General features: G+C 66.7%; 19 protein-coding genes. 9 read left to right on the top strand and 10 right to left on the bottom strand.

Annotated features, from left to right (window positions below):
- Positions 1-46: 46 nt before the first annotated feature.
- Entirely contained in the window at positions 47-1,210 is a 1,164-nt protein-coding gene (gene glgA, locus JOF57_RS03135; protein WP_209913543.1) for a glycogen synthase, read from the top strand.
- A 21-nt stretch (positions 1,211-1,231) separates the two neighbouring features.
- Here the strand turns inward: glgA and JOF57_RS03130 are convergent, their stop codons facing one another.
- The 3 genes from JOF57_RS03130 to JOF57_RS03120 all read right to left on the bottom strand — a co-directional run bounded on the left by JOF57_RS03130 (position 1,232) and on the right by JOF57_RS03120 (position 2,525).
- The gene (locus JOF57_RS03130; RefSeq protein ID WP_011211259.1) at positions 1,232-1,399 is read right to left on the bottom strand and encodes a DUF3117 domain-containing protein; all 168 of its coding nucleotides are present in this window, start codon (positions 1,397-1,399) and stop codon (positions 1,232-1,234) included.
- Positions 1,400-1,563: 164 nt separating this feature from the next.
- Positions 1,564-2,148, bottom strand: coding sequence for a DNA-3-methyladenine glycosylase I (locus JOF57_RS03125; protein WP_209913541.1), 585 nt, complete (start codon positions 2,146-2,148; stop codon positions 1,564-1,566).
- On the bottom strand, positions 2,145-2,525 hold the full coding sequence (locus tag JOF57_RS03120) for a DivIVA domain-containing protein (protein ID WP_209913539.1): 381 nt from the start codon (positions 2,523-2,525) through the stop codon (positions 2,145-2,147). Before JOF57_RS03120 ends, JOF57_RS03125 begins: the two co-directional genes overlap by 4 nt.
- 101 nt (positions 2,526-2,626) lie before the next feature.
- Here JOF57_RS03120 and JOF57_RS03115 point away from each other — a divergent pair, with 101 nt between their 5' ends.
- The gene (locus JOF57_RS03115; RefSeq protein ID WP_209913537.1) at positions 2,627-3,235 is read left to right on the top strand and encodes a PepSY domain-containing protein; all 609 of its coding nucleotides are present in this window, start codon (positions 2,627-2,629) and stop codon (positions 3,233-3,235) included.
- Between the two features lie 10 nt (positions 3,236-3,245).
- Here JOF57_RS03115 and JOF57_RS03110 read toward each other — a convergent pair whose 3' ends face one another.
- From JOF57_RS03110 to JOF57_RS03095, 4 genes are all read right to left on the bottom strand, one after another.
- Positions 3,246-4,193 carry a glucosyl-3-phosphoglycerate synthase gene (locus JOF57_RS03110; RefSeq protein WP_209913535.1) on the bottom strand — a complete coding sequence of 316 codons (948 nt, stop codon included), beginning with the start codon at positions 4,191-4,193 and terminating at the stop codon, positions 3,246-3,248.
- The gene (gene folP / locus JOF57_RS03105) at positions 4,190-5,014 is read right to left on the bottom strand and encodes a dihydropteroate synthase (protein WP_209915756.1); all 825 of its coding nucleotides are present in this window, start codon (positions 5,012-5,014) and stop codon (positions 4,190-4,192) included. Before folP ends, JOF57_RS03110 begins: the two co-directional genes overlap by 4 nt.
- A gap of 118 nt (positions 5,015-5,132) precedes the next feature.
- Positions 5,133-6,911 carry a long-chain-acyl-CoA synthetase FadD6 gene (fadD6, locus tag JOF57_RS03100; protein ID WP_209913533.1) on the bottom strand — a complete coding sequence of 593 codons (1,779 nt, stop codon included), beginning with the start codon at positions 6,909-6,911 and terminating at the stop codon, positions 5,133-5,135.
- 92 nt (positions 6,912-7,003) lie between these two features.
- Positions 7,004-7,564, bottom strand: coding sequence for a cytokinin riboside 5'-monophosphate phosphoribohydrolase (locus JOF57_RS03095; protein ID WP_209913531.1), 561 nt, complete (start codon positions 7,562-7,564; stop codon positions 7,004-7,006).
- A gap of 119 nt (positions 7,565-7,683) precedes the next feature.
- Here JOF57_RS03095 and JOF57_RS03090 point away from each other — a divergent pair, with 119 nt between their 5' ends.
- From JOF57_RS03090 to JOF57_RS03065, 6 genes are all read left to right on the top strand, one after another.
- Positions 7,684-8,373, top strand: coding sequence for a TetR/AcrR family transcriptional regulator (locus JOF57_RS03090; RefSeq protein ID WP_209913528.1), 690 nt, complete (start codon positions 7,684-7,686; stop codon positions 8,371-8,373).
- A 33-nt stretch (positions 8,374-8,406) separates the two neighbouring features.
- A complete protein-coding gene (locus tag JOF57_RS03085; RefSeq protein ID WP_209913526.1) occupies positions 8,407-8,787 on the top strand; it encodes an anti-sigma factor antagonist in 381 nt (126 codons plus the stop codon).
- 19 nt (positions 8,788-8,806) lie between these two features.
- Entirely contained in the window at positions 8,807-10,879 is a 2,073-nt protein-coding gene (locus JOF57_RS03080) for an ATP-binding protein (RefSeq protein ID WP_209913524.1), read from the top strand.
- Positions 10,876-12,462, top strand: a complete 1,587-nt coding sequence (locus JOF57_RS03075) for an alpha/beta hydrolase (protein WP_307869950.1) — start codon at positions 10,876-10,878, stop codon at positions 12,460-12,462. The genes JOF57_RS03080 and JOF57_RS03075 overlap by 4 nt, the downstream gene beginning before the upstream one ends.
- Complete coding sequence (locus tag JOF57_RS03070) at positions 12,456-13,073, top strand: LppA family lipoprotein (protein ID WP_209913522.1); 618 nt, start codon at positions 12,456-12,458, stop codon at positions 13,071-13,073. The genes JOF57_RS03075 and JOF57_RS03070 overlap by 7 nt, the downstream gene beginning before the upstream one ends.
- A gap of 87 nt (positions 13,074-13,160) precedes the next feature.
- Positions 13,161-13,979, top strand: coding sequence for a type VII secretion target (locus JOF57_RS03065; RefSeq protein WP_209913520.1), 819 nt, complete (start codon positions 13,161-13,163; stop codon positions 13,977-13,979).
- On the opposite strand, the gene JOF57_RS03060 is transcribed toward JOF57_RS03065, so the two are convergent.
- The 3 genes from JOF57_RS03060 to dapE all read right to left on the bottom strand — a co-directional run bounded on the left by JOF57_RS03060 (position 13,960) and on the right by dapE (position 17,174).
- Positions 13,960-15,582 (bottom strand): ABC-F family ATP-binding cassette domain-containing protein, encoded by a 1,623-nt coding sequence (locus tag JOF57_RS03060; protein WP_209913518.1) that lies wholly within the window; start codon positions 15,580-15,582, stop codon positions 13,960-13,962. The two genes, JOF57_RS03065 and JOF57_RS03060, sit on opposite strands and share 20 nt — an antisense overlap.
- Positions 15,583-15,747: 165 nt before the next feature.
- A complete protein-coding gene (locus tag JOF57_RS03055; RefSeq protein ID WP_209913516.1) occupies positions 15,748-16,113 on the bottom strand; it encodes an Hsp15 family ribosome-associated heat shock protein in 366 nt (121 codons plus the stop codon).
- The gene (gene dapE, locus JOF57_RS03050; RefSeq protein ID WP_209913514.1) at positions 16,110-17,174 is read right to left on the bottom strand and encodes a succinyl-diaminopimelate desuccinylase; all 1,065 of its coding nucleotides are present in this window, start codon (positions 17,172-17,174) and stop codon (positions 16,110-16,112) included. Before dapE ends, JOF57_RS03055 begins: the two co-directional genes overlap by 4 nt.
- A gap of 34 nt (positions 17,175-17,208) precedes the next feature.
- Here dapE and dapD point away from each other — a divergent pair, with 34 nt between their 5' ends.
- Positions 17,209-18,153: a 2,3,4,5-tetrahydropyridine-2,6-dicarboxylate N-succinyltransferase gene (gene dapD, locus JOF57_RS03045; RefSeq protein WP_209913512.1), complete on the top strand. Its 945-nt coding sequence runs from the start codon at positions 17,209-17,211 to the stop codon at positions 18,151-18,153.
- The last annotated feature ends 474 nt before the right edge of the window (positions 18,154-18,627 follow it).

Raw genomic sequence — 18,627 nt, 5'->3', positions numbered from 1 at the left:
CCGCGGCGCGTAGCTAGACCCGCCGAGACCTACTACCGTCTCGGATATGCGGGTGGCCATGATGACTCGGGAATATCCACCCGAGGTGTACGGCGGTGCCGGTGTGCATGTGACCGAACTCGTCGCACAGTTGCGTCAGCTTTGCGACGTCGACGTGCATTGCATGGGCGCACCGCGTGACGGGGTGTTCGTGGCGCAGCCCGATCCTGCACTGCGCGGCGCCAACCCGGCCCTGTCGACGCTGTCCGCGGACCTCAGCATGGTCAACTCGGCGGAGGCCGCCACGGTGGTGCACTCGCACACCTGGTACGCCGGGATGGCCGGGCACCTGACCGGGCTGCTCTACGGCATTCCCCACGTGCTGACCGCACACTCCCTGGAGCCGCTGCGCCCGTGGAAGGCCGAGCAACTCGGCGGGGGCTACCGGGTGTCGTCATGGGTCGAGCGCACCGCGATCGAGGCCGCCGACGCGGTGATCGCGGTGAGTTCCGGTATGCGCCACGACGTGTTGCGCACGTATCCGGCACTCGACCCGAGCCGGGTCCACGTGGTGCGCAACGGCATCGACACCGACGTCTGGTATCCGACTCCACCTGCCGATTTCGACTCGGTGCTCGCCGAACTCGGGGTCGACCTGAGCCGCCCGATCGTGGCGTTCGTCGGGCGCATCACCCGCCAGAAGGGGGTGGCTCACCTGGTGGCCGCGGCCCACCGGTTCAGTCCCGAGGTACAGCTGGTGTTGTGCGCGGGTGCCCCCGATACCCCGGAGATCGCGGCCGAGGTGTCCTCCGCGGTGGCCGAGTTGGCGCGGGCCCGCACGGGGGTGTTCTGGGTACGCGAAATGCTGCCGATCAATAAGATTCGGGAAATACTTTCCGCTGCAACAGTTTTCGTGTGCCCGTCGGTATACGAGCCGTTGGGCATCGTGAACCTGGAAGCGATGGCGTGTTCGACGGCGGTGGTCGCGTCTGACGTCGGCGGCATCCCCGAGGTCATCGTCGACCGACAGACCGGGCTGCTCGTGCACTACGACGCCACGGACCCGCGATTCTTCGAGATGCGTCTGGCCGACGCGGTCAACTCACTGGTGGCCGAGCCGGAGACCGCCCGAAAGTACGGCGAAGCCGGACGCCAGCGGTGCATCGCGGAGTTCTCCTGGGCGCACATCGCTGAACAGACCCTGGAGATATACCGCAAGGTGTCCGCCTGAGCGGACACCTTGCGAGGACGATCAGCTGGTGACGGACTTGAGTTCGTCGCCGAGCGCAGCGGCCTCGTCGGGAGTCAGTTCGACAACCAGGCGCCCACCGCCTTCCAGCGGTACCCGCATAACGATCCCTCGCCCCTCTTTGGTTGCTTCTAGTGGACCGTCACCAGTCCGGGGCTTCATCGCCGCCATCGAGTGCTCCCTCCAACAGTGCCGGACCCGCGACAGCGGGCCAGGTTGGGGCCGAAGCCGCCCACTCGTTGACGGCACCCGGCATTGAACTGCTACTGAACTTCCCCTATTGTTCCTTATCCGCTGCGGTGAGCGTGCAAAGACCCATCGGATACCGGCCGATGTCACTTTTGATCGACCACGGGAACCCAGCACGACGCGATGTGGTCGTCCACCATCCCAGTGGCCTGCATCAACGCATATGCCGTGGTGGGGCCGACGAACTTGAAGCCTCGGCGCTTGAGTTCCTTGGCCATCGCGGTCGATTCCGGGGTCACGGCAGGCACCTGAGACAGGTCAGCGGGCCGCGGCCGGGCCGGCGGGGCGAATGACCACAACAGCTCACTCAAATCGACGTCGAGCTCGGTGACCGCCCTGGCGTTGGCGATGGTCGCGACGATCTTGGCCCGGTTACGCACGATGCCCGCATCGACCATCAACCTCTCGACGTCGTCGTCGGTGTAATTCGCGACCCTGGCCGCGTCGAACCCGTCGAACGCGGCCCGGAAATTCTCCCGCTTGCGCAGAATGATCAGCCAGCTCAACCCGCTCTGGAAAGCCTCCAGGCTGATCCGCTCGAACAGCGCAGCGGAATCCCGCAGCGGCTGGCCCCACTCGGTGTCGTGGTAGTCGCGGTAGCGCGTGTCGGCCGCGGCGGCGCTACTGGAGGAGATCGCCCAGCCGCACCGGATCCGGCCATCCTCGGTCATGACTCCTCCGAGGTGCGGACTTCGCCTGCGGTGGCCGACACCTCGTCGTCGTCCTCGTTGCCCTCGCTGTCGAAGTCGTCCGGCACACCGTAGGCCGCGCGTACCGTTGCCAGCTCCCCGCGCACCGCGTCCAGTTCGCGGCCCAGCCGGTCCAGCACCCAGTCCACCTCGCTGGTCTTGTAGCCACGTACGACCTGGGCGAACTTGATCGCATCGACATCTGCCCCGGTGACGCCGGAGGCGGGCAGGACCGTGGCGGTCGTGCCGCGTGGAAGCGGCGGCAGCGTCTCACCCCGGCCGAAGATGACGCTGCCCAGCCCGAACAGCACCGTGGCCACCAGAACCAGCACCACCAGGTACAGCAGTATCAGTGTCACGCCCTCGATACTGCCTCACGCAGGTGACACCTAGCGCGACCCGGTCGACCGGTGGTTACGTGGGTGGGACATTCGACAGTTCCCAGGAAGGGTGGACCCCGATGCTTGACAACAGCACGCCGGTGACAGCAATCCTGCGCACGGCCGGAGCCGCGACCGTGATGGCAGCGGTCGTCGCTTGTGGCGGAGGCCAATCCCCGACCGCCTCCAGCCCTGAAACGCAGGGTGGGACCACGGCGGCGCCAGCTCCGACTACCCAGGCCCCCGTGCAGCCGTCCGCCAACGGCAACACCGCGCTGCTGGCGGCAGCGGAAACAGCGCACCGCGCCGTGCCCGACAGCACGGTCTACGCCGTCGACAGCGAGCGCAACAACACGCAGTGGGAGGTCCAGCTCATCTCCGCCGACGGCGTAAAGCACGAAGTCGAGGTTTCCGCGGACGGCGCCACGGTTCTCAATGGCCCGGTCGCCAAGCCGGACGACCCCGAGGACGTCGCCGAACACCTCAGCCGCGTCGAGGCGGCCAAGCTCGACTTCCGCGCGGCGGTCGACGCGGTGACAAAGGCCGTCGACGGCCGGATCACCGAACTGGGGCTGGATGGCCGCGATGGCGGCACCGTGGTGTGGGAAGCCGACGTCGTCGACTCAGCGAACGCGGTTCACGACGTCAGCATCGACGCCGCGACAGGTGCCGTCGTCGCCAAGAACTGACGGTCTGGTTTCAGCGCGGGCGCAGGGTGACCATGGGCGGACGGTCGGCCAAGGAGACCGACGACACCCGCGGGGTGAAGTCGTTGCCGTCGGCGTAGAACTGCGTCAGCCCCACCCCGGAATCGGTGATCCCGCAGCGGGACAACAGGGTCGCGATGACCTGCCGGCTCATCGAGGCCAGCTCGGTCAACGGCCGGTTGCGGTGTGCCCGTACTCCCAGGTTCACCTGCGCGATGGCGTCCAGGCCGAGGCGGTCGTAGGTGTCGACCAGCAGCCCGATCTCGACGCCGTAGCCGGGGGCGAACGGCACCGAGGTCAGCAGCTCGCGGGTGCCCGCGTACTCGCCGCCCAGCGGTTGCAGCACGCAGTTCAGCTCGGGGCGCAGCGAGGCCAGCAGCGGGCGTGCCACCAGCTCGGTGACCCGGCCACCGCCGTTGGCGTCCTCGGCGCCGCTGACCTTGAGCGGGCGGCGGTAGAACCCCTTGACCAGGTGCACCCCGTCGGCGGTGAGCAGCGGGCCCAGGAGCTTGGGCACGAACATCGGGTCGGGGTCGATCAGGTCGGAGTCGACGAAGGCGATGATGTCGCCCGTGGTGGCAGCCAGCGACCGCCACAGCACCTCACCCTTGCCGGGTTGCGGTGCGACCTCGGGCAGCGCCACCTCCCGGCTGACGACGCGGGCCCCGGCGGCGACCGCACGGATCTCGGTGTCGTCGGTGGAGCCCGAATCGAGCACGATCAGCTCGTCGACCAGTCCGCCGAGCAGCGGGGTGATGGTCTCGACGACGGAGGCGACGGTTTCTTCCTCGTTGAGGGCGGGCAGCACCACGGAGACGGTGCGGCCGGCCTTGGCGGCCTCGAGCTCGGCGATGGTCCAGCTCGGCCGGTTCCAACTGTGGTCGGTCAACCAGCGGTGGCCGACCACTCCGTCGGTCAGTTCAGGCAGCAGGTCGGTCATGCCAGTCCCCTCACTGTTCGTGCGGGTGCCCGCACTCCCTGGATCGACGCGACCATTTCCAGCACGCGCCGCGTGGGTCCGACTTCATGTACCCGGAACATCGCGGCGCCGTCCGCGGCGGCCAGTGCCGTCGCGGCCAGGGTGCCCTCCAGGCGTTCGGTCAGATCCACACCCAGAGTCTCCCCGACAAAATCCTTGTTGCTCAGTGCCATCAGGACTGGCCATCCGGTCTTAACAAGATCTTTTACGTGGCGCAACAAACTAAGACCGTGATGAGTGTTTTTACCAAAATCATGGGTCGGGTCGATCAGGATCCGGTCACGTGGCACACCCGTTGCTACTGCCCGCTCGGCCGCGGCGGTCACCTCGGCGATGACGTCGTCGACGACGCCGCGTTCGGTGATTCCGTAGTTCACCCGGAACGGCCGGGTGCGCGGTGCCGCTCCGCCGGTGTGTGAGCACACCAAGCCGGCGCCGAACTCGGACGCCACCTCGGGTAGCCCCGGATCCGCGCCCGCCCAGGTGTCGTTGATCAGGTCGGCCCCGGCCGCACAGGCCTGTTTGGCGACCGCGGCGCGCCAGGTGTCGACGCTGATCAACTGGTCGGGATAGGTGCTGCGCAGCCACTCGATGAACGGGACGACGCGGGCGATCTCCTCGTCGGCGTCGACCGTGCTGCCCGGGCCGGCTTTGACCCCGCCCACGTCGATGACGTCGGCGCCCTCCTCGATCACCCGCCGCGCGGCGGCCTTGGCCGCTTCGTCGGTGAAGGTGGCCCCGCGGTCATAGAACGAGTCCGGTGTCCGGTTGACGATCGCCATGATCAGCGCACGGTCGCCCGCGACCGGGCGACCGCAGAACTGGCCATTGCACGTCGACAACACGCCTCCATAGTGCCTGGTGCCGTGCAAACTGCGGCCCGGCGGCTCCCGCGGCCGGCTACTTGGTCCGCTTACCGGCCGTCACTTCGTCGAGGTATTCGGGGTAGAAGGGCACGTAGCCCTCCTCGCGGCCGGCCAGCACGTACAGCGGATCCTTGATGTCCGATCCGTAGCCCTGTTTGCGCAGGTCGACCTTCTGGCTCTTGAACGTCGAGGTGTGCGCCAGTTCGGGGACGACGCGGACGAACAGCGGCACCGCATAGGGCGGCAGGTGCGCGTGGAACGCGTCGGCGATCGCCTTGCCGTCGAACTCGTGGCCGGCCTTGAGCTGCAGGGCAGCCATGCCGGCACGCCCACCCGCACCGGGCACCTCCACCCCGAACACGGTGCACTCTTCGACGGCCGGGTGCCCGGCGAGCGCGGCCTCGACCTCGGTGGTGGCCACGTTCTCGCCCTTCCACCGGAAGGTGTCACCGAGTCGGTCGGCGAATGCGGCGTGGCCCAGTCCCTGGGACCGCATCAGGTCGCCGGTGTTGAACCAGACGTCGCCTTCCTTGAAGGCGTCGCGGACCAGCTTCTTCTCGCTGGCGGCCTTGTCGGTGTAGCCGTCGAACGGCTGCAGCGCGTTGATCTTGGACAGCATCAGGCCGGGCTCGCCGCGCTTGACCTTGCGTAGCCGGCCGTCGGTGCCACGCGTCGGTTCGCCACTGTCGGCGTCGAACTCGACGAAGGCCACCGGGCTCGGGCAGATACCGGTGGATTTCGAGACGTTGAAGACGTTGACGAAGGCGGTGTTGCCCTCGCTGGCGGCGTAGAACTCGCACACCCGGGGGATGCCGAACCGCTCGGTGAACTCGTCCCAGATGGCCGGACGCAGACCGTTGCCGACGATGACGCGCACCTTGTGGGCGCGGTCGGTCGGCTTGGGCGGCTGGTTGAGCAGGTAGCCGCAGATCTCGCCGATGTAGGCGAACGCGGTCGCGTCGTAGGCGATGACCTCGTCCCAGAACCGCGACGCCGAGAACGACTTGCCCAGGGCCAGCGCCGCGCCCGAGTTCAGCGCCGAACCGACCGAGATGGTCAGGGCGTTGTTGTGGTAGAGCGGCAGGCAGCAGTACAGGGTGTCGTCGCTGCGCAACCGCAGTCCGAGGCCCCCGAAACCGGCCAGGGCGCGCAGCCAGCGGTAGTGGGTCATGACACTGGCCTTGGGCATGCCGGTGGTGCCCGAGGTGAAGATGTAGAAGGCCTTGTCCTTGGCCAGGACGGCCGATGCACTGGCGGGGTTCGCAGTGGGCGCGGTGGCCGCCAGCCGCCGCAGTTCCTCGACCGTGATCAGTCCGTTGACCTCGGCCCCGCACTCGGTGACGTGCTCGATCAGGTCGGACTCGGCCACCACCGCAGTGGCCTCGAGCAGTCCGAAGCTGTGGGCCAGCACCTTGCCGCGCTGGTGGTAGTTGAGCATGCCCGCGACGGCGCCGCACTTGACGACCGCCAGCATCAACAGCACCGCGTCGGGCGAGTTACGCAGCATCACGCCGACCACGTCGCCGTGCCCGACGCCCTTGGCAGCCAGGACGGCTGCATACCGGTTGACGGTCTCGTTGGCCTCGCGGTAGGTGATGCGCTCGTCGCCGAACTTGAGGAAAACCCGGTCGGCGTACTGGGCGGCCCGCTCCTGGAACACCTTGCCGATCGAGGTCTTGGCGGTCGGTCGAGCCATCATTCCGGTGAGCACGCCTCGTGCGATGACCGGCGCGTCCATCAGCAGACCGGGTACCTGGCTGGCCAGGTCGAGTAGGCCGACGCTGCTCCTGGTGCCCGATTTCTGGTCGGTCATGCGGTGTCCCCCTGCGGGTTGTTACGGGTCTCGAGATGGCTCTCGTGTGGCCAACACCATAGCCGCGCTGGTAACGGCCGTTACCGCCGGTTCTAGGTAACCGGTTCGCACGCTTCGAGCGCGGCGGCGACCTCGTCGACGACGATCAACCGATCCAGGGCCGCCTCACTCACGTAACCGGAGGCGACGAGCCCGCGCAACCACGTCAGCAAGCCGTCGAAGTGACCGAACGGGTCGAGCAGCACCACTGGTTTCTCGTGCATCCCGAGGTAGCCCGCCGTCCAGGCCTCGAAAAACTCCTCCAGCGTGCCGATGCCGCCGGGCAGTGCGATGAACGCGTCGGAGCGGTCCTCCATCTCCTTCTTGCGTTCCCGCATGGTGTCGGTGACCACCAGTTCAGCGGCGTCCACGTCGGCGAGTTCGCGATGCACGAGCGCCTTGGGGATCACGCCCACCGTGCGACCGTTGCTGGAGCGCGCCGCCCGGGCGATCGCGCCCATGGCCGAGACATTGCCGCCGCCGGAGACCAACGTCCATCCGCGCCTGGCGATCGCCACTCCCACCTCACTGGCCAACGCCAGGAGCTCGGGATGGGTGGGACCCGAGGCGCAATAGACACACACCGCAAACTCGCGGTCAGTTTCACCGGACACGCACACAACCTAGAGGGTGCGGGTGAATCGCCGATGTCGGGTGGGCGATGTCGGGTGGTGATGGACTCAGCCCACCCCCGCGGGGAGACTGGACGTGATCCTGATGACTGAAGACGGCGATGACTGACAACGACGATCAACCGACGCGGTTGAACCGCGCGTTCATCCTGGACACGGCGATCGAGCTGATCGACCGTGAGGGCCTGACCAAGCTGACCATGCGGCGGCTGGGCACGGCCTGCGGTGTCGAAGCCATGGCGCTGTACCGCTATGTGCACAGCCGGGGCGACCTGTTGACCGGCGTGGTCAACCACATCGTGGACCGCCTTTACGCCGATCAGCTCGCCGCGCGCCGGCAGGAGGACGGATGGCAGGACTTCCTGCTGCGGCTGGGTCATGGCGTGCGGCAGATCGCCCTTGATCATCCCGAGGTGTTCCCTCTGGTGGCGACCGAGGCGCCGGAGGCCCCCTGGGTGCGGCCGCCGCTGCGCAGCCTGCGCTGGATGGAGACCTTCCTGGAGACGCTGATCGCTTACGGGTTCGACGATGACGCGGCCGTGGCTGCCTACCGGACTTACACCACTTTCCTGGTGGGACAGTTGCTGCTCGAAGTGTCGGCACACGGGGTCAGGCTCAGCCCGGAGGAGGCAGCTCTCGACGACGAGCCACGGCCCGATACGTCGCTGGCCGACTACCCGAACCTGCGACGGTTGCAACCGATGCTGGCCGAGGATCACAGCACCGACGAGTTCGAGGAAGCGTTGGAGGCCTTGCTCGACCGCATGGAAACCTGGCTGAACAGGCACTGAGCAGGCCTGTTTACAACGTAAACCATGCCGGTTATGCTCGGTTGCACAGTGGAATCACACCGGCAGGATCACGAGCTGCACTGGACGGCTCGGACAGCACCCGAAGGCCTCATCGTTCAGGCCTTCGGCCAGGTCGATGCCCACAACGAATCCGCCTGGCAGCGCATGCTCGTCGAGTCGGCCGCGACCGCTCCCGAGGACTCGACGATCGTCGTCGACGGCCGGTCCCTGGATTTCATGAGCTGCGGGGCGCTGGTCGCCCTGGCCAAGCAGTCCGTCGACAGCCGTCAGCAACGAGTCACCGTGCGGCTCGTCATAGCGCAGTCGAGCATTCGGCGAATCATCGTTGAATGCGGTATGGAGGACGCGATCTCGGCGTACCCGGATGTCGATTCGGCATTGAAAGGCGACTGACCACCATAGGATTCGGTGGATGGCTGTCGACTGGGTGATCGCACCGCGCGACCGTGTGCTCGACCGCCTGGAGGTGGGCCTGTACGACCGTTGCGGCGCAGCACTACTGGGTCCCGCCGGGGTCGGCAAATCCTCAGTGGCCCGGACTGCGGCCGAACACATCGCATCGGATTTCCGTCGCGTCCTGTGGATCACCGGCACCGTGTCGGCTGCGGCAGTCCCCTTTGCCGCGGTCGCGCACCTGATCGCCATTCCGGCCGAAGGCAAGACCGCCGACGTGATGCGTGCGGCGCGTGAGGAACTCGGATCCGAGTTGTTGGTGGTCGTCGATGACGCGCACCTGCTGGACCGGTTGTCGGCGGCGCTCGTGTACCAACTCGCCGTGAGCGGCGCGGCCAAACTCATCGTGACCGCATCCGCGGGGGCGCCCGATGATGTCGCGGCGTTGTGGGGTGAACGGCTGGTGAACCGGGTCGAGATGTCACCACCGGGCCACGATGACGCCAGGCTGGCCGATCAGGTCGACACGTTTCTCGCCGACCTGCCCGACGACGTGGCCCTTGTCTTGCGACAGCTGGCCGTGCACGATCCGCTGCCACTGGCCGATCTGACAGCACTGACCGGCACCGATGCCGTGGCGGCGGCACAACACAGCGGTGTGGTTCGCGTCGACGACGACATGGTGCACTGTGTGCATCCACTGTTCTTGAGCGCGATGCGGGCGACCATCGGCGGGCCCGGCCTGCGCCGGTTGCGCAACACCGTGGTCGAGCGGTTGTCGACGGCGCCGAGACCCGGCGTGGTGGACCGGCTTCGGGTGGCGGTGCTGGCCCTCGACAGCGACGTGTCCCTGCCGGTCGACGAACTCGTCGGCGCGGCCGGCGAGGCACTGCGGTTGGGCGACCTGGAATTGAGCGAACGGCTCGCACGGGCCGCGACAGCAGCCGGTGCCGGTTTCACGGGTCTGCTGACCCTGGCGTACGCGTTGGCCTGGCAGGGCCGCGGCCGTGAGGCCGATGCCGTGCTGGGACAGATCGATCCGGCCGGCCTGCCCGAGGACCAACTGATGGCGTGGGCGCTGCCGCAGGCGGCCAACCAGTTCTGGATGCTGTCAGAACCTGAACGCGCCACGGCCTTCCTGAAGGCCACCCGCCGACGGGTATCAACTCCCAGGGCACAGACCACACTCGATGCCCTGGCAGCAACCTTTGCGATGAATGCCGGTGCTCCACAACGGGCTTTGGGACTGGCACTGGAGGTGCTGGCCTCCCCCGCGGCCGATGACACCGCGGTCGGCTGGGCGGGGTCGACGGCGGCGCTGAGTTGCGCGCGCCTCGGCGCCTTCGATCGGGTGGAAACGATGGCGCAGCGTGCGGTGGCGGCCGGACATCCCGGCCTGTTGCGGTTCACCAGCGGGTTCGGCCAAACCACGGCGCTCCTGATGACCGGCGAACTGGACCGCGCTGAGGAGCTGGCCCAGCGGATCACCGATTTCACCCAACTATTGCAGCCCGGCCGCGCTGTCGGCGAGGTGTTGATAGCCGACATCTTACTGGTGCGCGGTCAGTTCGATGCGTCAGTTTCCTTGTTACGCAAGGCAACTGCCGCGTTGGCACCCACCGGGTACTCCTGGGGACCGCTGGCCTGGATGCTGTTGGCCCAGGCGCTCGGGCAGCGGAGCATGCCGGTCGAAGCCGGAAAAGCATTGTCACGTGCGGAATCCCGGCACGGTCTCAAGTCGATGCTGTTCGCTCCGGAGTTGGCCCTGGCCCGGGCCTGGACGTGCTTTGCCCGCAAGGATTCGGTAGGCGCGGTGACCGCGGCCCGCGAGGCCGCCAAGGCCGCCGAACGCGGGGAACAATCGGCGGTGATGCTCCGGGCCGTGCACGACGGCGTCCGGTTGGGTGATACCCGCGCCGTCGATGTGCTGGCCAGGGTGAATCTGGACTGCGTGTTCGGGCAGCTGACGGCCGACCATGCCCGTGCGTTGACGGCTGGGGATAGTGAGGCGTTGCAAGACGTCTCGGCTCGGTACCGCGAGGTCGGGATGCTCGCGGCGGCCGGGGACGCGGAACGCCAGGCCACTACGTGAGTGCGCTTGACGGGTTCTACTCAACGTGGAACAAGGCACGGGCAACCTTCGGCGTCGGTACCCCCACTGATGGCTCTCAGCATGACGGCAGCTCTCAGCTGCTGAAGATGAAGGGCATGGTCGACTCGGCTCTGCCTGACGACCGGTGGCAGGGTCCGGGGTCACAGGCATACGCCGCTGCCAACAAAGAGCACGCCGCCGTATACGAGAAGCTTGCGGCGCTCGACAGGAAGATGGCCGCCGAAATCACGAACGCGGCCAACATCGTCACCAACGGACGCACTCAGCTCGACACCACGAAGTCCTGGGTCGACAGCGCCGTCGACTCACTCCCCAAATCACTCAGTGCCCAAGCCCGTGAGAACAGCCTGATCCCGATCGCCAAGGAAGGCATCACCCAGGTCAACAACACCGTCAGCACCGCCAACGGGGACATGCTCAAGATCGGCTTCCGCGTCACCGATATCAAGAACCAGTACGACGAACTGCAGAACCAGAAGCTCGGACCGGGCGGCGACAAGGAGGACAAGGGCGACACCCACATGCTCGGCGCCGAAGAGGACAAGGAGGAAGGCGGCGACGGGACCAAGACAGATATGTCGTCGGGTGACATCGAGACGATCGACCACGCGAACCAGGCCCTGCTGGCCGAGATGCGAGCCGAATACGAGCAGCTCCCCGATGGTCAGATAAAGACCGATCGGCTTGCCGACATCGCCGCCATCAAGGAAGCCCTGACGGTAGAGGGCTCACACCTGATCTACCTGGAAAAGCCCTCCGACCCCTCGCAGATGATCCCCGCGGCCACGTCGGTCGGAGACCCGTTCAAGGCGGACCATGTGTCGGTGACCGTCCCTGGAGTAGGAAGCACAACTCGCGACGCCGTTGCAGGCATGACCCGCGAGGCCCGCGACCTACGCACCGAAGCCATGGGGATCGCTGAGAAGGTGGGCGAAAGCCAGAACATTGCGACCGTGGCATGGGTCGGCTACCAGCCCCCGCTCAACCTCGGCCAGACATCGATGCTCAGTGACGATCTCGCCCAGGCAGGAGCGCCGAAGCTGACGTCATTCCTGGGCCAGTTGGACGCCGCCTCACACAATCCGGGCCAGACCACCGCCCTGTTCGGACACTCCTACGGCTCGTTGACATCGGGCATAGCCATGCACGATGGCGCGAGCCAGTACCTGGACAACGCTGTCCTCTACGGTTCGCCCGGTTTCCAGGCCGATACCCCGGCAGAACTCGGAATGAACGACGACAACTTTTTCGTGATGTCTGCACCAGACGACCCGATCAACACCATCGGTGCACTGGCTCCGGTGCACGGGTGGGGGTCCGACCCCAACGACGTCATCCGAGAAGGTAACGGAGAACTTCGGTACCGGTTCGAGCACTTGCAGACCGCTGCCGGGGACACGCCGATCCCAAACTACGAATCCAAGGGCGGGGCTTCCGGACACTCCGAGTATCCCCAGAACGCAGGAGATCGAATGACCGGTTACAACCTCGCGGCGATACTGCTGGACCGCCCGGACCTAACAGTCAAGGCAACTCCCCCTACAGGACGCTTGACATGGTGATCCAACGGCGAACTCGACGCGCACGGCGCCGCATGCGCGCCCTCACGTTTCTGGTGTGTACCGCGATGGTGACAGGAGGTTGTTCCTTGACTGAAAATCCCTACGAATCCAAGACCCTGAAGGGCGAGGAGGCCGTCGAACTCATCGACAGCATGCGCGCCAAGGGTTCCTACGAAGATGCCCGCCAACGCCTCAACGCCACCGCGACAACTATCGCGGAGCGCATCGCCGCCACCATTCCAGGTCAGACCTGGAAATTCAGCGACGACCCATACGGGCAGGAAGCGCGGAGGGGTGGTGAAGGGTGTGAAAAACTCACCATGAATATCGCCCGGCGACCCTTGACCGACTCGGTCATATTCGGGAGAACGTTCAGCGAACAGGAATTCGCCACCGCCAACGACATCGTCCGTCAAGAGGCCGCCCAATACGGTGCCACCGGAGACTCGTCGCTGTTCAACGACCCCGCCAAGCGTGACTTCGACGTGCAAGGCAACGGCTACAAGTTCAACCTCGGCCAAATGAAATTCGCGACGCTCACTATCACCGGAGACTGCTTCCTGCTGCAAAGCGTGATCGACCTGCCGCCCGGCCAACTACCGCCTGAATAAACCGACGCAGCCGCCAATCTTCCGTCTGGCACCCACCCACGCCACCAGTAGAATTGTCAGTCAGACCGCACGATTCCAGGGGGCCCGATGAACCAGCTCGTCGCCAACACCGACGCGATCACCGGCCTGCAAGGCATCGTCGGCGGAGTCAGCGGTGACATCAACAGCTTCAAGAGTTCATTCGCCGGTCCATCCGACCTCACCTCCAGCCACGGTGCCATCGGATTCCCGATGCAGAACGCGTTCACCGGGGCGTCGTCCGCCCGTGAGGGGGCCTTGGGCGCCACCCAGGTTGCCGCCGGCAGGATGGCCGAACTGCTCGGTCAGGCCTCCCAGGCGTATGCGCGCGGGGACGCGGCTGCCGGCGAGCGGCTCAAGGCCCAGGCCGATGCGCTCGGTGGAACCAGCGCGTCGTCGGCGGGCGGCGGCGCCAATGCCACAGGGGCGGGCGGTGCCGATAGTGCGGGCCAGATGATGGGCCAGTTCAGCCAGATGGCCGGACAGATGGCGCAGTCGATCACCCAGCCGTTGCAGGGTCTCACCCAGGCCATGACACAGGTACCGCAGCAAGTCATGCAGGGTGTGCAGGGCATTGTCGAAGCCGCCACCCAGGCGGCCGGAGGGGGCGCCGACGCGACCGCCATGATGGCCGACGCCGGTGGCGCGGGCGCCGAGGAGGCCGTCCTGGCCTCCGACGTGGAGAGCGGCAAAGACGGCTCTGACGGTGACAAGGACGAAAGCAACGACGACAACAAGGGTGACACCGAGGCGGGGGCCGGAATTCAGTCGGCTGCGCACACCGAACAACTCGGAGATCGTGCCACAGCCGGTGTGATGTCCGAGAACGGCAACGGCGCCGGCCCGGTACCCACCCAGGTCCACAACATCAACCCGCGGCGCCAGTAACTTTCAGTTCTCCGCCGTCCAGTCGTAGCCACCGGTCGATACCGATGGCCGCCAGGAACCGTTCGTCGTGACTGACCACCACAAACGCACCCTGGTAGGCGTTCAGCGCAGACTCCAGTTGCCCGACGCTGACCAGGTCGAGGTTGTTGGTCGGCTCGTCCAACAGCAGTAGTTGGGGTGCGGGTTCGGCGTAGAGCACGCAGGCCAGCGTCGCGCGCAGTCGCTCCCCGCCCGATAACGCCGCGACAGGCAGGTGGATGCGGTCGCCGCGAAACAGGAACTGCGCCAACAGATGCATACGCCGGGTGTGCGACAGGCTCGGGGCGGCGGCGGCCAGACTCTCGGCCACCGTGCGGTCCTCGACCAGTAGATCCAGCCGCTGCGACAGGGCGGCGATGCGGCCGTCGGCCCGTTGCACCGTCCCCGAGTCGGGTTCCAGCGTGCCGTCGACGATCCGCAGCAGCGTCGACTTGCCCGCCCCGTTGGGACCGACCAGGGCGATGCGCTCCGGACCTCGGACAGATAGATCGATACCGTTGTCGGCGAAGAATTTCTGCCCACCACGGCTGACCTGCAATCCTTCTCCGGTGAACACCGTGCGCCCGGCAGGCACCACGGTGTCGGGAAGGTCCAGCGCAATCACTTTGTCATCACGCAACATTCGCTCGGCTTCGTCGAGCCGATTGCGCGCGTCATCGACCCGCTTGGCGTGCACATCGTCGGCGCGGGCCGCCGATTCCTGCGCATCGCGTTTGAGCTTGCCTGCCACGATCTTCGGCAGGCCGGCATCCTTGACGTTGCGCGCCGCGTTCGACGAGCGTCGAGCGGCCCGCTCCCGCGCCTCCTGCATCTGCCGCTTCTCGCGCTTGAGCTGTTGCTCGGCGTTGCGGATATTGCCCTCAGCCACCTCTTGCGCTGCGCGGCCGGCCTCCTGGTAGGCCGTGAAATTACCTCCGTAGAAGATGATTTCGCCGCGGTGCAGTTCGGCGATCTGATCCATCCGGTCCAGCAACACCCGGTCATGGCTGACCAGCAGCAGGCAGCCCGGGTAGCTGTCGAGCGCGTCGTACAACCGGCGCCGGGCCTCACTGTCCAGATTGTTGGTCGGCTCGTCGAGCAGCAGCACGCCGGGCCGCTTGAGCAGTTGGGCCGCCAACCCCAGGGACACCACCTCCCCGCCGGACAGGGTGCCCAGCCGACGATCCAGAGCCAGCTCGCCCAGGCCGAGCCGGTCCAACTGGGCCCGCGAGCGTTCCTCGACGTCCCAGTCATCGCCGATGGTGGTGAACACCTCTTCGCTGGCATCACCGGCAGCCAAGGCTGCCAGCGCATCGAGCACCGGGGCCGCCCCCAACACTGCAGCGACGGTGAGATCGGCTGTGAACGGCAGACTTTGGGGCAGATAGCCGACAGTGTCGTCGGCCGTCACCGAGCCCGATACAGGTCGACACTCTCCGGCGATCAGTTTGAGCAGCGTGCTCTTTCCGGCGCCGTTGGGGGCCACCAACCCAGTGCGGCCGGGGCCGACGGAAAACGACAGGTCCGAGAACAGCGCGACATCATCGGGCCAGGAGAACGACAAATGGGAACAGACAATAGACATGCTGGGACTCCAAGGTCATGCGGGCAGCAGGCACCGCATAGCGGAACAGGAACGAATCGTCTCTCGGGATTACCCGGAGATGTCGTCTCCCAGCATGTTTTCAGCCCATCTCGGTTGACAGCAGATGCGATACCCATCGTACGCACGCGGGCAACCGATTTAATTTCAGAATGTTCCGCGCAGCTGATCTAGTTGGCGCCGTTCACGTTTCGTCGGCCGCCCGGCACCTCGATCGCGGACCGGAACGGCCGCCACGATCTCCTTGGGCGGCGGTGGCGGGCTGCGGTCGATCAGGCACTCGGAGGCCACCGAGGGCCCGACGCGTTTGGCGATCGGGCGGATGACCTCCACGATCCGTTCACGTCCGTCCAGTCGGACCCGCACCTCGTCGCCGGGGCTCACGTGTTGGGCCGGTTTGGCCGGCACTTTGTTGACCCGGACGTGTCCGCCGCGACAGGCAGCGGCGGCCGCGGACCGGGTCTTGGTGATACGCACGGCCCAGATCCAGCTGTCGACGCGGACGGTGGTCACGTCAGGTAGCGCCGCAGCATGTCGGTGGTGGCGGTGATCGCGGCGACGTCGACCCGTTCGTCGACCTTGTGCGCGAGGTTGGGGTCACCGGGCCCGTAGTTGACTGCGGGAATCCCCAGCGCCGCGAACCGCGACACGTCTGTCCACCCGTACTTGGCGCGAACCTGCCCTCCGGCGGCATCCACCAGCGCCGCCGCGGCGGGTTTGGCCAGCCCGGGCAGGGCACCGGCGGCGGCATCGGTCAGGTCGATGGTGACGTCGAGCCCGTCGAACACCTCATGCACGTGGGCGACGGCCTGCTCGACGCTGCGGTCGGGGGCGAATCGGAAGTTGACGGTCACCGATGCGGAATCGGGGATGACGTTGCCGGCGATGCCACCGTCGATACGGACCGCCGACAGCCCTTCCCGGTATACGCAGCCGTCGATGTCGACGTTGCGGGGCTGATACTTGGTGAGCCGGTCCAGGACAGCGCCGAGTTTGTGAACTGCGTTGTCGCCCAGCCACGATCGGGCTGAGTGGGCGCGGGTGCCGGTGGCGCCGACGACGACACGGATGGTGCCCTGGCAGCCCGCCTCGATGTAGCCACCGGAAGGTTCGCCGAGGATCGCGACGTCGGCCTGCAGCCAGTCCGGCAGCTCACGTTCGATGCGGCCGAGCCCGTTGGCGCTGGACTCGATCTCCTCGCAGTCGTACATCACCAAGGTGATGTCGTGGCGGGGCTCGGCGATCGTGGCGGCCAGGTGCAGGAACACCGCGTCACCGGCCTTCATGTCCGAGGTGCCGCAGCCCCACATCTCGCCGTTTTTGATGTGGCTGGGCAGGTTGTCGGCAGCGGGCACGGTGTCGATGTGCCCGGCCAGCATCACCCGCGACGGGCGGCCCAGGTTGGTGCGGGCCAGCACCGCGTCGCCGTTGCGAACCACCTCGAACCACGGCGCCTGCGTGCGCAGCGCGACTTCGATCTCGTCGGCGATGAGCTTTTCGTGGCGCGACTCGCTGGGGATGTCCACCAGCGCGGCGGTCAGCTCGATCGGGTCGGCACGCAGGTCTAGCCCCATAGGCTCCGAGGCTAGTCCAGTAGCCTTGGCCAACGTGACTGCAGCATCTGGCGTCGGCCTGGCCACCATCACCGCCGACGGAACCGTCCTGGACACCTGGTTTCCCGCCCCCGAGCTGAGCGCCTCGGGCGCCGCCGGGACCGTGAGGCTCACGGGTGACGAGGTGCCCGCCGATTTCACCGGCCTGACCGGCCCCGATGCCGATCGCGGTGTCGAGGTGGTGGCGGTGCGCACCACGATCGCGTCGCTGGACGACAAACCGGCCGACGCGCATGACGCCTACCTTCGGCTGCACCTGCTCTCGCACCGGCTGACCAAGCCGCACGAGGCCAACATGGACGGCATCTTCGGCCTGCTGGCCAATGTGGTGTGGACGAGCTTCGGACCGTGCGCGGTCGAGGGCTTCGAGACGGTGCGGGCGCGGTTGCGCCGGCGTGGGGCCGTCGCGGTCTACGGCGTCGACAAGTTCCCCCGGATGGTCGACTATGTGCTGCCGTCGGGTGTGCGCATCGCCGACGCCGACCGGGTCCGTCTGGGCGCGCACCTGGCCTCGGGGACGACGGTCATGCACGAGGGTTTTGTGAACTTCAACGCCGGCACGCTGGGTACCTCGATGGTCGAGGGCCGGATCTCGGCCGGTGTCGTGGTGGACGACGGCTCCGATGTGGGTGGCGGCGCATCGATCATGGGCACGCTGTCCGGTGGCGGCAAAGAGGTGATCTCGGTGGGTAGGCGCTGCCTGCTGGGCGCCAACTCGGGTCTGGGTATCTCGCTGGGCGATGACTGCGTGATCGAGGCCGGGCTCTATGTCACCGGCGGCACCAAGGTGGCCACCGGGGACGGGCAGACCATCAAGGCCATCGAACTGTCCGGGGCCAACAACCTGCTGTTCCGCCGCAACTCACTGTCGGGCGCGGTCGAGGTGGTCAAGCGTGACGGCACCGGCATCACGCTCAACGAGGCGCTGCACGCCAACTAGATCGCGAGACGGTCACACACAAGCCAACATTCGACAACCAGTCGCGGCTCGGACCTACCCGGGGCTAGCCTCATATGCATGGGTAACGATACGAACACTCAATCCACGAGCTGTGGCAATCCGAACTGTAAGTGCGAGAACTGCCAGTGCGGTTCTGACTGCAAGTGCGGTTCTGAGTAACCACTGACCTCAGGTGCAGGGCACCCCGTGTGGGCCACCGATCCAGTGGCCTGGCGGGGACTGCCACGGGCACCATTTCTTGACCTGGCCAGGAGCTCCCCAATTGGGTCCTGGATTCCCATCGACCCATCCCGGTCCGGGAATCCACGGAATATTGGGGCCGTGACCAGGATCAGCCTGCGCTGACGCTGCTCCCAGTCCCAGGGATCCAGCACCGAGCGCAGCGGCGATGATTGCCGTTCCCGTGATTTTCTTCAGATTCACGTGGCGTCTCCTCCCTACTCGCTCGTCTCC

It is taken from the genome of Mycolicibacterium lutetiense, from assembly GCF_017876775.1.
Lineage (GTDB): Bacteria > Actinomycetota > Actinomycetes > Mycobacteriales > Mycobacteriaceae > Mycobacterium > Mycobacterium lutetiense.
Note: the sequence above shows the minus strand (reverse complement) of the source record. Positions and strands in the feature narration are given on the sequence as shown.